The 14,984-nt window shown below is 45.5% G+C and carries 13 protein-coding genes; 5 read left to right on the top strand and 8 right to left on the bottom strand.

Translation table 11 applies throughout. The annotated features are described in order from the left end of the window. Nucleotides 1–48: 48 nt before the first annotated feature. Together ACZ5XY_RS05190 and ACZ5XY_RS05185 are read right to left on the bottom strand one after the other, a co-directional pair. Entirely contained in the window at nt 49–822 is a 774-nt protein-coding gene (locus ACZ5XY_RS05190) for a hypothetical protein (RefSeq protein ID WP_464743511.1), read from the bottom strand. Between the two features lie 337 nt (nt 823–1,159). Next, a complete protein-coding gene (locus ACZ5XY_RS05185) occupies nt 1,160–2,491 on the bottom strand; it encodes a saccharopine dehydrogenase family protein (protein WP_464743509.1) in 1,332 nt (443 codons plus the stop codon). A 341-nt stretch (nt 2,492–2,832) separates the two neighbouring features. Here ACZ5XY_RS05185 and ACZ5XY_RS05180 point away from each other — a divergent pair, with 341 nt between their 5' ends. Continuing rightward, nucleotides 2,833–2,988: a DUF1328 domain-containing protein gene (locus ACZ5XY_RS05180; RefSeq protein ID WP_464743507.1), complete on the top strand. Its 156-nt coding sequence runs from the start codon at nt 2,833–2,835 to the stop codon at nt 2,986–2,988. A 116-nt stretch (nt 2,989–3,104) separates the two neighbouring features. Here the strand turns inward: ACZ5XY_RS05180 and ACZ5XY_RS05175 are convergent, their stop codons facing one another. Next, nucleotides 3,105–3,398 (bottom strand): 4a-hydroxytetrahydrobiopterin dehydratase, encoded by a 294-nt coding sequence (locus tag ACZ5XY_RS05175; protein ID WP_464743505.1) that lies wholly within the window; start codon nt 3,396–3,398, stop codon nt 3,105–3,107. 183 nt (nt 3,399–3,581) lie between these two features. After that, a complete protein-coding gene (locus ACZ5XY_RS05170) occupies nt 3,582–3,863 on the bottom strand; it encodes a GNAT family N-acetyltransferase (RefSeq protein WP_464743504.1) in 282 nt (93 codons plus the stop codon). A gap of 417 nt (nt 3,864–4,280) precedes the next feature. On the opposite strand from ACZ5XY_RS05170, the gene ettA reads away from it, so the two are divergent. Continuing rightward, on the top strand, nt 4,281–5,942 hold the full coding sequence (gene ettA, locus ACZ5XY_RS05165) for an energy-dependent translational throttle protein EttA (protein ID WP_464743502.1): 1,662 nt from the start codon (nt 4,281–4,283) through the stop codon (nt 5,940–5,942). Between the two features lie 83 nt (nt 5,943–6,025). Here ettA and plsB read toward each other — a convergent pair whose 3' ends face one another. Beyond that, the gene (plsB, locus tag ACZ5XY_RS05160; protein WP_464743500.1) at nt 6,026–8,719 is read right to left on the bottom strand and encodes a glycerol-3-phosphate 1-O-acyltransferase PlsB; all 2,694 of its coding nucleotides are present in this window, start codon (nt 8,717–8,719) and stop codon (nt 6,026–6,028) included. 492 nt (nt 8,720–9,211) lie between these two features. Between plsB and ybaK the strand changes: the two genes are divergently transcribed. Next, nucleotides 9,212–9,685 (top strand): Cys-tRNA(Pro) deacylase, encoded by a 474-nt coding sequence (gene ybaK / locus ACZ5XY_RS05155; protein ID WP_464743498.1) that lies wholly within the window; start codon nt 9,212–9,214, stop codon nt 9,683–9,685. Nucleotides 9,686–9,745: 60 nt separating this feature from the next. Continuing rightward, nucleotides 9,746–10,150: a 5-carboxymethyl-2-hydroxymuconate Delta-isomerase gene (locus ACZ5XY_RS05150; protein ID WP_464743496.1), complete on the top strand. Its 405-nt coding sequence runs from the start codon at nt 9,746–9,748 to the stop codon at nt 10,148–10,150. A 26-nt stretch (nt 10,151–10,176) separates the two neighbouring features. On the opposite strand, the gene ACZ5XY_RS05145 is transcribed toward ACZ5XY_RS05150, so the two are convergent. Both ACZ5XY_RS05145 and ACZ5XY_RS05140 read right to left on the bottom strand, forming a co-directional pair. Beyond that, the gene (locus tag ACZ5XY_RS05145; protein WP_464743494.1) at nt 10,177–10,626 is read right to left on the bottom strand and encodes a hypothetical protein; all 450 of its coding nucleotides are present in this window, start codon (nt 10,624–10,626) and stop codon (nt 10,177–10,179) included. A gap of 203 nt (nt 10,627–10,829) precedes the next feature. Further along, nucleotides 10,830–12,650: an acyl-CoA dehydrogenase C-terminal domain-containing protein gene (locus ACZ5XY_RS05140; RefSeq protein ID WP_464743493.1), complete on the bottom strand. Its 1,821-nt coding sequence runs from the start codon at nt 12,648–12,650 to the stop codon at nt 10,830–10,832. A gap of 310 nt (nt 12,651–12,960) precedes the next feature. Here ACZ5XY_RS05140 and ACZ5XY_RS05135 point away from each other — a divergent pair, with 310 nt between their 5' ends. Beyond that, entirely contained in the window at nt 12,961–14,043 is a 1,083-nt protein-coding gene (locus ACZ5XY_RS05135) for an FUSC family protein (RefSeq protein ID WP_464743491.1), read from the top strand. Here the strand turns inward: ACZ5XY_RS05135 and aroE are convergent. Continuing rightward, nucleotides 14,036–14,878 (bottom strand): shikimate dehydrogenase, encoded by an 843-nt coding sequence (gene aroE / locus ACZ5XY_RS05130; RefSeq protein WP_464743489.1) that lies wholly within the window; start codon nt 14,876–14,878, stop codon nt 14,036–14,038. The genes ACZ5XY_RS05135 and aroE overlap by 8 nt on opposite strands. Nucleotides 14,879–14,984: the final 106 nt, after the last annotated feature.

The following is a 14,984-nucleotide window of genomic DNA, read 5'->3' as shown; positions in this document are numbered from 1 at the left end:
AACCTGACAGTTCAGTAATTTTTATTCAATAACTTGCTGCTCAATAGCTTATTGTTCAATAATTACGACCTCATCGGCGTCGGCTTCAACCAAACCATCCCCCGTTTGCGGCGCTTCAAGCTCAATCAGTTCAACTTCCTCAGCGCTATCGATAGTGGCATCTGTCAAAACCGCCGTTTCTGATTTTGGGGTTAACTGAACTGCTTGTTGAGCATTGGCGGCGGCAACGGCGGTTTTAGCGGTGCTTTCTACTTTTCTGACTTGCGCAGATGGGCGAATCACTTGATTGGTTTCAATCACTACCGGCGTGGCAATGCGCTCTTCTTCAATGGCAATTTCAGGAGCAGGGGCAGGGGCTTCTGGGCTGCTAGCATCGGCAGAATAAGACACCGGCATTGGGAATTTGTGACTAAAATGGTTGTCACATTGCTGCATGGTTAAGCGAACTGGATTGCCTTTTTTATCCATATAAACGTTGACCGGCATGTCCGCGGCAATGGGCACGTATTTACCCACCAAAGCGCCGGAAACGCCATAACGACCATTGGACTGACCCACGCCCAAATCACAAGCGCCGCCTTTATAATGGTCGGCTTTTAATGACTGAGCGCTCACAATATGTTTTGGGATGGTCACCTCAGATAAGCGCATTTTTTTCACGCTAGCTTCACCTGCGCCGCGTTTTGGCTGTTGATACGTATAGGGGGTGTAGAATTTGGCAGAACCATCTTCAATGGCTGCCACGCACTCCTCATACGTATCATAGCCGACGTTGCCATGAGCATCGGTTTTCATCGCGGCATTGGCTGAGCTTGCTGCCATAACCAGCCCTGAAACTAGCGCTGTATTTATGAACAGCTTAGTGGATAATAAGTTAACTGCCACCATTTTCTCCTATCTTGCAATTTTGCAATCAAAAAATTAAGGGTAGGTAATTATTTTTACCAATCCACATAGTAAAGTAGGCTTTGCCTAAGGATTGTATGCTTACGCTAATATTTTGTAGTGATATGTAGTAAAAATAGCCAAACCTCACGATAGTTTTACTTAAAGACTACGCTAAAAAATTCTTAAGCAGGATTAATCAGTTAATTCCTAATAAGTTTTATCACCATAACTTTATTAGGCAAAACAAGAGCGCTAAATTGACCAGTTTTAGTTAAGACATGAGGGTAAATTTTATGCCCGCAAACCTTTCAAGCCGACAAATCAGCTTGTCGCCAAAGGCAGCCGCCGGTGTCCAAAAGCCGCCTTGAAGCTCGTCTTTAGTCACATCCAACGCCAAACATAGCGCCGATTGGGCAAGCATCCTTGAGGTGCTGCCATAACCGGGGTCTTTATTTCCGGTCACCTTGGTGAGAATCGTATCCTTATTTTGAGTTTCCCCAAAAAAACGTAAGTCAAAATAACCGTGGTCTTGGTCGGCTTTTGAAGGTCCAGTTCCAGATTTAGGAAGCACATGACTGGCTAAAAACTCGCGGCTGCTGTTATTACTCATGGCAATGGCAAAACTTATGATTGCCGCACTCATGCCAAGGCTCATCAACTGACCTTGAATACCATCTTTCATCCAAACCGCCTCGTCATAACAAAACTCACGACCATAAGCATAGCCTTGCAATTGATTGCTGCGATGAACAATTCGTGAATTGATACTTTCCATCACAAAGGGCGCAAGCCAAAGGTTGTGATGAATATCGTACTGCGGCTTATTCAGCTTGGTTTGCCGGATTCGGGGCGCGTTGGGGTCATCGTTGAGTAAATAAGGATTTGCCAGTTGGCGTCTTCGCGAGCGATTTTGTCCCACATCACTAAAAATTGCTGCCATTGAAGCAATCGTTCCGCCAGACAGCCCGCCTTTAGCCGCTTTAACGCGCATACGAATCTCTGAGCACGGCTGATTAAATTGTGCTTTTGCCACGCTTTGAGTGAAATAAACCCCTAAGTCCGATGGAATTGAATCAAAACCGCAGGAGTTGACAATGCGCGCGCCGCTATTTTTAGCGGCAGTTTGGTAGCAATCCATCATGTCTTTAATAAAAATAGCTTCACCGGTCAAATCAACGTAATCCGTGCCATGTTCCGAGCAAGCTTTAATTAAGCCCTCACCGTGTTGCAAATAAGGTCCTACGGTTGAAATAATCACGCGGGCTTTTTTTGCCAGCATCTCAAGGCTGTTGGCGTCTTGACTGTCCGCAATGATAACCCCGATAGCCAAATCATTGACCGTAGCTTGGTCGTTAGCGACTGGCGCACTAAGATTGTTTTTAAGCGCCGTGAGCTTGGCTTTATTGCGACCGGCAATGGCAAAGCGAATTGGGCGATTTTGCTTTAACGCTTGTGTTTTATCGCAGGCAAGCTTGTCAGCGCGTAAAAAGTCCACCAAATATTCTGCTGTTAATTTGCCAACAAAGCTTGTTGCCCCATAAAGAACAATGTCAAAGTCACGCTTTGATGTTTCAGACAGGTCAATTGCAATGGCGTTTGGCATTGTCGCCTCCTTATTTTGTCCCCAATAATCGTCACACAACGCTTAAATAGTATAAGCAAATACTGACTGACTGCTCAATTATTGCTACAAATCTTGTCATACTACTACACAGATTACATAACATAGCGCCACTATTACCAAAAGGAACGCAGTAATTTTAAAAAAATTGCTACTCTGATTTCATGATTTAAATAAAAAGTATAAGGTCATTGGTAACCAAAAAAATCACAATCAAGTTCCTAAAATGAATTGCAGAAAAAAACGACTTTAAATCAGCACGTTACCAAGAAATTAGCAATGGTTTTAGATGAAAAAATAAATAAATTAAGAGGAGAAAAATCATGTTTCAGTGGGCTATTATTTTTGCCGTCATCGCTTTAATTGCGGCTGTATTAGGCTTTGGCGGTGTTGCCGGCTTGTCTGCCAACTTGGCTTATATTTTCCTAGTCGTTGCTGTGATTTTGTTTATCGTAGCGTTTGTTAGCCGCAGAATGTAATCATAAAATAAAGCAGCGACAATAAAAAACGTCCTAACTCTAGGACGTTTTTTATAGTTAACCTCACAGAGTCATCAAAGATAACTCTTGATAAGTTGCAGGTGATAAGTGATAAGTTACAAGCTTTTGGGCTGAACGATATATTCCATCCGGCGTGCTAAGCGAATGTCGTGACTGGTGATGCCGCCGGTATCATGGGTCATCAAGCGAACTTCCACCACGTTATAAATATTGCGCCATTCAGGGTGATGCTCTAAGGCTTCAGCATAAAACGCCGCTTGATTCATAAAACTCATTGCCTCAATAAAATCATTAAAAATATACGTTTTAACAATACTGTTGCCATCGCGCTGCCAACCGGCTAACTCTTCAAGCTGCAAATCTACTTGATGGTCGTATAAGCTACTCATTATTATTGTCCTTATTATCCATTGAAAGTAAGGCTTAGGGGACAAAAAACCCAGCTGTAAGTGACAGTCGGGTTTTTGGTGTGGTTAAAAAGATACGGTTAAATATTAGAGCGTAAAAAGTCTATTTTCCTTAGTAAATCAAGTATTACCGTTCTAATCTTGCCAAGCAATTGCTAAATAAACTTAAGCCTTTAAGGCTTGATATTCTGGATGCTTTTTCATATAACTTGCCACAAACGAGCATTGCGGGACGACTTTTTTGTGCTCATCACGGGCAAAATCAAGACCGCGCTTAACAAGCGCTGAGCCTACGCCGCGACCGCCGAGCGCTTGCGGGACGATGGTGTGGTCAAATACCAAGCTTTGCCCTAAGTCTTGATAGCTTAGGTAACCTATTTTGCCGTCGATGTGGGCTTCAAAGCGCTTAGCCGCCTTATTATGAGTGATGGTGATATCATCGGTCATGGCTTAAATCCTTATTGTTATTGATTGTTGTTTTAAATCCGGCTGTTGTCGTTCATCGTTTTTATCGTTAATTTTTATCTTTAATAGTGAGATTATGCCTAGTTCTTTAAAAATTTACTACAACAAAGCTTAGGGTTATGGTAAGGAATTTTGCTAAAAGCGCAGTTAAAATAATCCGCCGGATAAAACTATCAGCAAATCTTACGATTTCACTTTTAAAAAATTTGCTTTTAGCCAAATTCCAAGCTTTCCCGCCCAAAACTGCCCGCCTTGCTTGCAGCCACCGCCCCACAATGCGATAATGGCAAACAATTTTACTGCTTTTTTTAGGTGAGCAAAGCGCTTGTTATTATTCACATTTTTTTTGTGAAATTAGCTGTGCAACTTTCACCCTAACAGCCGTCCATCGGAGATTCAATGGCACAATATATCTACACGATGAACAACGTGTCAAAACTTGTTCCGCCTAAGCGCGAAATTTTAAAAAATATCAATTTATCCTTTTTCCCTGGCGCAAAAATCGGCGTTCTTGGGATTAACGGCGCCGGAAAGTCAACCTTGCTGCGCATCATGGCAGGGGTGGATAAAGACTTTAGCGGGGAGGCGCGAGCGCAAACCGGCACTAAAGTTGGCTACCTGCCGCAAGAGCCGCAATTGGATGAAACCAAAGACGTTCGCGGTAACGTCGAAGATGGCATGCGTGAGGCGCTCGATGCGCTCGCGCGACTTGATGCCATTTATGCTGAATATGCTGAGCCGGATGCCGACTTTGATAAGCTTGCCGAAGAACAAGGTAAGATGGAAGATATCATCCAATCTTGGGATGCTCATAATTTAAACACTCAGCTTGAAAAAGCCGCCGATGCGCTGCGCCTCCCACCTTGGGACGCCGATGTCAGTAAATTGTCAGGAGGCGAAAAGCGCCGCGTTGCCCTCTGCCGCCTATTATTATCGCGCCCAGATATGCTGCTGCTTGATGAACCGACCAACCATTTGGACGCCGAATCGGTCGCTTGGCTTGAGCAGTTTTTACAAAATTACAGTGGCACGATTGTTGCTATTACCCACGACCGCTACTTCTTGGACAACGTGGCGCAGTGGATTTTGGAGCTGGATCGCGGTCATGGCTACCCTTATGAGGGCAACTATACCGAGTGGCTTGAGCAAAAAAACAAGCGACTAGAGCAGCAGCAAAAGCAAGAAGAGTCGTTTGCCAAAGCGCTGAAAAAAGAGCTTGAGTGGATTCGCAAAAACCAAAAAGGTCAGCAAGCCAAGTCCAAATCTCGCGTTCAGCGCTTTGAGGAATTGAACTCAAAAGAGTTCCAGCAGCGCAACGAGACGGCGGAAATTTATATTCCACCAGGTCCAAGATTGGGTAACAAAGTCATTGAAGTTAATGACATCTCAAAATCATTTGGTGACCGCTTGCTTTATGAAAACTTAAGCTTTAACGTTCCTGCCGGCGCGATTGTTGGGATTATTGGTCCCAACGGCGCGGGGAAAACCACGCTGTTTAACATGATTACCGGCAAAGACAAGCCCGATACCGGCTCGGTGGACTTGGGCGAAAGCGTGAGCGTGGCTTACGTGGGTCAGGTTCGCGACAACTTGGACGACAAAAAGACCGTTTGGGAAGAAGTGTCGGACGGTTTGGACATCATCACCGTTGGCGATTACACCACCCCAAGCCGAGCTTATATTGGTCGCTTTAACTTTAAAGGTCAAGACCAACAAAAATACGTCGGTCAACTGTCCGGCGGTGAGCGCAACCGCTTGCAACTGGCAAAAACGCTGAAGCAAGGCGCCAACGTTATCTTACTGGATGAGCCGTCAAACGACTTGGACATTGAAACCTTGCGCGCGCTTGAGGATGCCATTCAGGTGTTCCCCGGTTCAGTCATGGTGGTGTCGCATGACCGCTGGTTCCTTGACCGCATTGCCACCCACATTTTAGCCTTTGAAGACGAAGGTCCGATTTGGTTTGATGGCAACTACAGCGAGTTTGAAGCTTACCGTAAAAAGCAGCTTGGCGATGATGCGACCCCAAAACGCATGAAGTATAAAAAAATTGCCAGTTAACGGATAACTTTTTCATAGTAAAAAAAGACCGCTCATGTTAAGCGGTCTTTTTTATTGTTTGACTTTCAATTAACGTTTTTCCATTAACGCTTTCGGCTAAACAGCGACTTTTTCTTATTAATTTCGGTCATTGCATGCGTCATTGCCTCGTCATCAAGGCTTGCCACTTGTTTTAAAATCTGCATCACATCAGGGCTTAGGACATATTTGGCATGATGGGCAATGTCATCAATGCGTTTATCAAAACTTAATACGCCGGTGGCTTCATCTTTTTGCAAATAATCTAAGCGAATCAGCGCATTCACAAAGCTGATAAACAAAGAGCGGTCAAAAAAGTCCGGAATATCATCGGCATACAGTACCGACAAGCGCTGACCTAATAAGTGACATAAATCAATGACTTCATCGGCGGTTAAATTGCCCGAGCCCTGCTGCGAGAGTAAAACCAGCGTCATAGAATAGCGCTCAAGGCTTTGACCGACGGGGGCAGCAAGGACTTCTAACTGCTGATAATGGCGGCTATTGGCGTCCGGAATGCTTAAATAACCGTCGCCCAAATCAACAATCAATTGATGCTCAATGAGGTTATCAATTTTTTGATTGAGAACGTCCATAAGCCCATGCGCCGGATAATATAAAAACAGCTCGCTTTGTAAAAATGGATATAATTGGGTGACAATATCATCCAAGCGGCTGCGTTTAATGCGGCCGTTTCGTGCCACAAGCGCCGCCAAAAATGACAGCAAAATAAACACGTGCAGGATATTATTGCGAAAATAGCTTAGCAGCGCCGCTTGCTTATCGGCAACTTTGATAATGTCGCCTAACACGTGCGGCGTTCGCTCAATAAGTTTAAGTTTGATGCCGTAATCGATAATTTGCTGCGGGGTCAACTCGGTGATGACCGTATCATCGGCATAGGGCATGGCTCGGGCAATACCTTGATAAAGGGCGATTTGCTCGCGGCAAACGTTTTCATCAAGGGCATTTTTTGGCGCGGACAATAAGACCAGTGAAAGCAGCGACACTGGATTAATCACCGCCGCCTTATTGATATTTTGCATGATTTTCACGCCGATATTATCCACCATGGCGCTGGCATTTTTATCAAAGGGCGTGTCGGTTCGGTCAGCGGGCAAGCTGTTTGGCGCGACATCAAACTTAGTCATAAAGTCGCTTAAATACAAGGGCGTGCCAAAGCTTAAATGAACGTCACCAAAAATGCGCTCGATTTTTCGGCTGACCTTTAATAGTCCCATGAGCGATTCGGACTCTTTGGGTTTGCCTTTCAGCTCGCCAATATAGGTGCCGCCCTCCATGATGCGCTCATAGCCGATAAAGGTTGGGATAAATACCACCGGCTTATTGGTTTTGCGAAGTTGGCTATGAACGGTCATCGCTAATAAGCCCATTTTTGGCGGCAACAGTCGCCCTGAGCGTGAGCGACCGCCTTCGATAAAGTACTCAATTGGCGTATTTCGGCTGATAAGCGTATGCAAATATTCACGAAGCACCGCCGTATAAAGAGCATTGCCGCGAAAGCTTCGGCGGATAAAAAACGCCACCGCGCCGCGAAGCAGTGACCCAAGCACTGGTGCGTCTAAATTGTCGCCTGCGGCGATATAAGGAATGCTTAAACCACGTTTATAAATCACGTAGGATAATAATAAATAATCCACGTGACTGCGATGACACGGCACGTAAATAATCTCGTAATCCGCTGCCAATGCCCGAACGCGCTCAAAATGATGCACCTCAACGCCATCATAAAGCTGAGTCCAAAGCCAAGTTAAAAACTTATCAAACACGCGGATAATCGGATAGGAGTAGTCATTGACCATCTCATAAGCATAGCCGCGCGCCCGCGCCCGCGCCTCTTTTTCGCTGATGTTTTCTTCATCGGCTTCACGCTCGATGGCGTGTTTGAGCGCCGGCGAGTAAATGAGTTTGTCCACCAAGTTGCGCTTATCGGACAAGTCAGGCCCCAGCATACAAGCGCGCTGCTTGTCCAAATAGCCGCCCAATTGCGACTGCAAATGCTGAACCAACTCGCGATTGGCAATATCAGTGCTAATAAGGTCGCGGCTACTTGCTTGATTAGCTTGACCGGCTAAATTTGCGCTTAGTAAATCGCTCGGCGCGACCTCACCGTCAAGCAAATAATCTTGAATCAGCGCCCGTAAATCCTGCGGCTCATGAAACTGAACAAAGGTGTCACGGCCCATCACGCCGATGTTAAACAGCTGCTTACTGATGCTTGGGTCTTGCCAGTTGTCCGCGACCAAGAGCTTAAATAGCGAGTCCTCTTTTTCAGGGGCGCGACCCCACAAAATCGACACCGGAACCAGTTGAATGTTTAATTCAGGAAATTGCAAACTTGCCGCCACAAGACGCGATAATCTCGGGGAGAGCTGCTCATTTTTGGCTTTGGGGTGATGCAAAAAGACAATCGCTGCATTTTCATCGATGTGATGCGCGGTATCTTGAACTTGAGCCAGCGCCGGCGGTAAGTGATATTCTTGCGACTGCAAATCAATTAAAATGCTGTTTGAGCGCGAATAATCTTGCAGCACATAAAAAGTGAGCGTGCCGTTATTGTCGATATTTGGCAACTCACCAAGCAGTTTGGGCTTGACTGCCAAATCCAGCGCTTGCCCTGACAGCTTTCGGTACAGCTGATTGATGGGCGCATTGGCGTAAGGCAGGGGCAAGGTATTTGGGTCGTCTGTTTGACGGTTACGCTTGGCTTTTTTTAATAAAAATTTTGGCATCATCATAAATCAATTATAAATAGGGGCAAATGGGCAAATCATGCTGATTATGATGCCTTGACTTCCTCACCTCTCTAAAGAGAGGGGATTCCTACCGCTAGACGGTCAAGCCCGACCGCGACCTTTGCTAATACCATGATGTTTAGATCTTAGTGCTCAGGTCTTATTCTAAGATTGTGGCTACCGTTAGGATTGTCAAAGGACACGCCACAAACTAGGAGGTATTTAAGGTGTTACCATGTCACGCCAGCCTACTGGCTGAATCAACGCAACAAGTTAATATTAGCAAAAGCGCTAATTATAAGCAACAAACAATGCCTGATATCCATGCTTAGGGCGGCATGGTTTTACGGTGAATGGTGATAAAAGCCGCCAAAGCGATATATACACTTTATTAACCAAATCGTAAAATAGTTTATTTCAGCCCCCATTTTGCGTAAGATGAGATGGCTTTACCAATTTTTAGCTAAAACTTTGTCGCATTTCACTGGAGAGTCAATGACCCCTGCCATCAACCTTGCCGATAAGCTCAAGTTAACTTACCGCATTCATGAGTTCGACCACGACAGTAATGCCGCCTCGTTTGGGCTTGAAGCCGCTGAAAAAATGAATAAGGATGGCGCGCAGATTTTTAAAACCTTGGTGGTTCAAACCGACAGCAAAGCGCTTGCCGTGGCGATTGTTCCGGTCACCACGACGTTAAATTTTAAAAAAATGGCAAAGGCTTTGGGCTGCAAAAAAGTGCAACTGGCAGAGCCAAATTTGGTATTAAAAAGCACCGGTTACGTTTTGGGCGGCGTCAGCCCCTTAGGTCAAAAAAAGCGCTTGCCAACGGTGATTGATACGACGGCAGCTAACTTTGCCACCATCTTTGTCAGCGCCGGTCGCCGAGGTCTTGAAATTGAATTGTCCCCAAAGGATTTGGCAACGGCTTTAACGGCTAAGTTTGCTGATATTAGCGAAAATATTTAACGCTTACATAAATCATAGAAAATTTGAAATACGACTCATAATAAAAAAACAAGGAACATTATGCCGCATTTAACTCTGCAAGCAACGCCAAATGTCGTCATTGCCCATGCTGAAAGCCTGCTTAAAACACTCAATAAAGCACTTTGGGACAGCGGTCACTTTAAATCAGCAACGGATATTAAATCGCGATTGCTTAATATTCCGACCTTTTTGGTGGGCGTTGAAGATGATGAGCAAGCTGATGGCTTTATTTACGCGCAATTAAAAATCATGGCAGGTCGCGATGAGACCACCAAAAATCAGCTTGCCGCGCTTTTGGTCAACACCATTGAAAAAGCACTTTGCGAGTCGCAGTCTGGTCGCGCCACCTTACAAATTTGCGTTGAGGTTGAGGACTTAAGCGCTATTTACCATAAAAAAATCTTGGCAGGCTGTCCTACGCCGGTTAAAGATTTGTTCATTTAAAGCGCATTAAGCCGTCAATTTAAACCCTAACGGCAAAGCTGACGGCTGGCGTATTCGGGCAAAATAATCACTTCGGTTCGGTAGCCTGCCGTTTTGCCATTCGTTGCCATCAAGTTGCGACCCATTTTTAGCTTATAAGTGCCAGTTTTTGGCAGGCAGCCTTGGTAAACGATGCCGCCTTTATTACCATCATAGCTGCCGTCCGGCATATGCAAAACGCCAACGTTGGCGGTCTCACTCGTTCCTGCAAGCGGGGTGATATTAATCAGCGCAAATTGACCGGCGGTTGCGCTAAATTGATACCATTTTGTATCCTGTTTTGGTAACAGTTTGCCCGTAATGATTGTGCTCACCTGACCTTTATCAAAATGAATGGGGGTGGCTGCCGTTGAATTGGGTTGGGCTTGGGCAGTTAAGCTGGCTAATAACAAGGCTGAGGTTAAGGTGACAGCTATTAAGCTTTTTTGAATTTTCATCATTGTCTCCTGTTGTCTCGATATTTTTTCTATTTGTTTGATTTATCTTAAAAAACAAGGCGCGAAGTAGCAATTTTTCTTTAAGAGGTTCTTGCTATGATTTTGTAAGGTTTTCTTAAATGATTCATTCGTAATACCAAAAAAAGCGCCCAACTTGAGCGCTTTTTTAGAACTTATTATTCATTAGCTAATTAATTAGTTAATTAATCAAGAAACGCAAAGCTGTCAATATCCATTGCCATCATGCTCTCGCTTGGGGCAACCATGCCTTCAGCGTGACCTGAAGTTCGCGGCAAAATTTTATCAAAGTAAAAATCAGCCGTTTGCACTTTGGCGGTGTAAAATTCGGGCGATTCCGTGCCGCCGTTTTTGAGCTTGTCATAAGCAATGGCTGCCATTCGCGCCCAGTGATAGCCCATCATCACGTAGCCTGAATACATCAAAAAGTCATCCGAGGCGGCTGAGATAATCTCGCGGTCTTTTCGAGCCATGAGCATAAGGCGGACGGTTAGAGTGTTCCATTCCGCGCAAAGCTTGGTGAGGGCCCAAACAAACTTGCGCATGTCTTTATCAAGGGCATATTCGCCGCACCATTTCATGATATTTGAGGTGTAATCACGAATGATCTTGCCTTTAGACTGCAAAATGACTTTGCGACCTAATAAATCAAGCGCCTGAACGCCCGTGGTGCCCTCGTACATGGTGGCAATTCGGGCATCGCGTGCAATTAGCTCCATGCCCCACTCTTTAATATAGCCGTGACCGCCGTAAACTTGCTGACCATGTTTGGCAGCTTCAATGCCAAGTTCGGTCAAAAAGCCCTTTAAAATCGGCGTATAAAAGCCAAGCTTGTCATCCCATTTGGCAAATTCTTCGTCATCGCCATTAACGATACCTTGCGACATTTTATCGGCGTAGCGCCCCGCATGATAAATCATCGAGCGCCCACCTTCAGCAAACGCCTTTTGGGTCAGTAGCATCCGGCGAACATCAGCGTGATGAATGATGGCATCGGCAACTTTTTCAGGGTCTTTAGCGCCTGATAACGCTCGCATGGAGCGGCGCTCTTTGGCATAAGGCAAGGCGTTTTGAAAGGACAGCTCGGTATGCGCAAGACCTTCAATTCCCGTGCCAATGCGAGCGGTGTTCATAAAGGTAAACATGGCTTTTAAGCCTTTGTTCGGCTCACCAATCAAAAAGGCGGTCGCGGCATCAAAGTTAAGCACGCAAGTAGCGGATGAGCTGATGCCCATTTTGTGCTCAATCGAGCCGCAAGTGACGCCGTTTCGTTCACCAAGTTCGCCTGCATCATTGGGTAAAAATTTTGGTACAATAAACAACGAGATGCCTTTGGTGCCTTCAGGCGCATCGGGAAGGCGAGCAAGAACAATGTGAATGATGTTTTCAGTTAAGTCATGCTCACCGCTTGAAATAAAAATCTTAGTGCCAGAAAGCTTATACGTGCCGTCGTCCTGCGGAATGGCTTTGGATTTGACCTGACCTAAATCGGTGCCACATTGCGGCTCGGTCAAGCACATGGTTCCCGACCAGTTGCCTTCAACCAGCTTTGGTAAATAGGTGTCTTTTTGCGCCTGCGTACCGTATTGTAAAAGAGTATTGATGCAGCCTGTGGATAGCCCCGGATACATCGCCCAAGGCCAGTTTGCCGTCCCAATCATTTCAGCTTTAATGAGGTTAAGCGACATCGGCAAGTTCATCCCGCCGTATTCTTCAGGATAAGAAATACCCTGCCAGCCGCCCTCAACAAACTGCTGATAAGCTTCTTTAAAGCCCTTTGGGGTGTTGACCTCGCCGTTATTAAAGTGACAGCCCTCAGCGTCCGCCGGTTGATAAATGGGCGCCAACACGTTTTCAGCAAAATCTGCCATGCCTTGCAAGATCATATCGACCGTTTCAGGGTCAGCGTTCGCGCCATTATCAAGGGTTTTATAATGGGCTTGATAATCAAAAACGTCATTAATCAAAAATTTGATATCACGAAGCGGGGCTTTATACGTTAACATATTCATTTCTCTTATTATTTAAAAGGTGAGTGTGATTTAAAAGGGAAGTTAAAATTTTTTAATATAAAACAATTAATTTAAAGCACTTAGTTTAAGTCTAAAGGTCAGCATGGCTTTTAGTATAAAAGCTTGATCGCCGTAAAACTACCATTTATAATTTTTATTCATGTAAATTTAAGTAAGCAATAAATTTTTGTTATTTAAAACCTAATACTTGCTGAGGTTATTTAGCTTAGCTTGTCCCTACCATTCCTATTAAGCTACGCCCAAATCAACTAAAGTCAAGTTCATTACCTTAGGATTTTCGTTTATGATTTCAGACCGCGCGCGCCAATTATTCCAAGATGAGCTGCGCCACCTGTTTACCATCAATAAAAGCCGCAGACCGTGGCATATGCCCATCATAGCGGCGCTGACCATCAGCTTTCCGGTGTTTGTCGGCGCGTATTTTGGCGCGCTGCCCTCGGGCATCAAAGCCTCCTTAGGGGCGATGGTCATTTTAAATACGCCCCTTGTCGGTAAGCTTGGCGACAGAATAGTGACGCTGATGGCTTGGGGCTTTGCTATGGCGTTTTGTTTTGCGCTTGGGCTTATCACTCAGCAGCTGCCTTTTTTAAGACTTCCTGTATTTGCGCTGCTTGCCTTTGGGGTGGTGATGTTTGGTCGTTATTATCAGCAAGCGCCGCCAGCAGGATTGTTTATTTTGATGGCAGCAGCGATTGCGCTATTTATTCCGGTGCCGCTTGAGCATCTGTTTGTGGCAACGGGGATGGTAATGCTTGGCAGTGGTTTTGCAATCGCTATGGCACTGCTGTACTCGCTATTTTTGGTAGCAACGCGACCGATTTCGCCCAAACCCGAACTCAGTTATCGCCCTGATACGATCAGTGAAAGCTTGATTATCACGCTGTTTGTGATTGTGGCGCTGAGCCTTGCCATTGCTTTGAAAATGAGCAATCCTTATTGGGCAGCGGTGAGCTGCTTTATTATTTTGCAAGGCATTCATTTGCGATCCATGTGGATTAAACAGTTTCATCGCCTGCTTGGGACGATGATTGGTATGCTGCTGGCAGGCTGGTTGCTCAGCTTAGGGCTTGGTATTTGGGGGGTGGCAGGCGCGATTTTGGCAATGATGATTTGTATTGAATCGATGATTGATCGCCATTATGCCATTGCCGTAATCTTTATTACACCGTTGACCATTTTTATTGCCGAATATGGCAGTGGTCTGCCGGTGAGTGCCGCGCACTCACAAGCTATCATTAACGCAAGGCTGATTGATACCGCGCTTGGCTGCGTGGTCGGCTTGGCGGGCGGCTGGGTGATTCACTCCTCCAAACTGCAAGCGCCGTTTCAAAAAATTGAGGCGTATTTATTGGCAAAATTTAGCTAACGGCGGCTTGATGACTCAAGGCGTTGCTTGCTTGTTTTACATCAGCGGCAAATCCTGTCCAAAGCAAAAAGCTAAGCGCCGCTTGACCTAACAGCATGCCAAAGCCGTCAGAGGTTACCGCGCCTTTATTAGCAAAATGAGTCAAAAACGGCAAGCTTTTGCCGTACATCATGTCATAAGCCGCGCCGCAATTTAGATCGTCTGATAGCGGCAATTTGTCACCGGTCAGCCCAATGGAGGTGGCATTAATAATAATGTCAAAATCACCAGTTAACGCGCCAGTTTCGCAAGATTGAATGTTGGAGGCTTTGATTGCCGCGTTATTTTCGCGCAACTCATCAATCAAATCTTGAGCTTTAACCAGCGTTCGATTGGCAAGGGAAATGCTCGCGGCTCCGGCGTTAACGAGCGGTAAAATTGCCCCACGAGCCGCGCCGCCTGCGCCAATGATCGCAATATTCGCGCCCGACAGTTGCCAATCCATACTTAACATATGATTGACCAAGCCTTGACCGTCCGTGTTGTCGCCGATTAACAGGTTATTTTTATAATATAACGTATTGACCGCCCCTGCCGCTGCGGCATTGCTTGAGAGTTGACCGTTTTTTTGGCAATACTCAAATGCCATTTGCTTAAACGGCACGGTAACATTGGCGCCAATACCGCCGCCATTAAAAAACGCTTCAATCACCGCAATAAAGCTTGCCTCATCGGTTGGGCAAAGTTGCCGAGCGTAGCGGATATCAAGCCCTGCTTGCATTGCGAACGCTTGATGAATCTGCGGGGATTTGCTGTGCGCGATCGGATTGCCAATCACCATAAAATGAGCGGTCATAACTGAGCCTTATAAAATCTGCGATGGCTCATCATAATCAATCTGAGGCTTTTTAACAAACTGGCTTTAACTATCTTGCTTTAACAAACGCGCTTTAACAAATTTG

The sequence above is a fragment of the Psychrobacter sp. GTC18467 genome, assembly GCF_055397455.1.
This window is presented reverse-complemented; position numbering and strand designations above follow the sequence as displayed.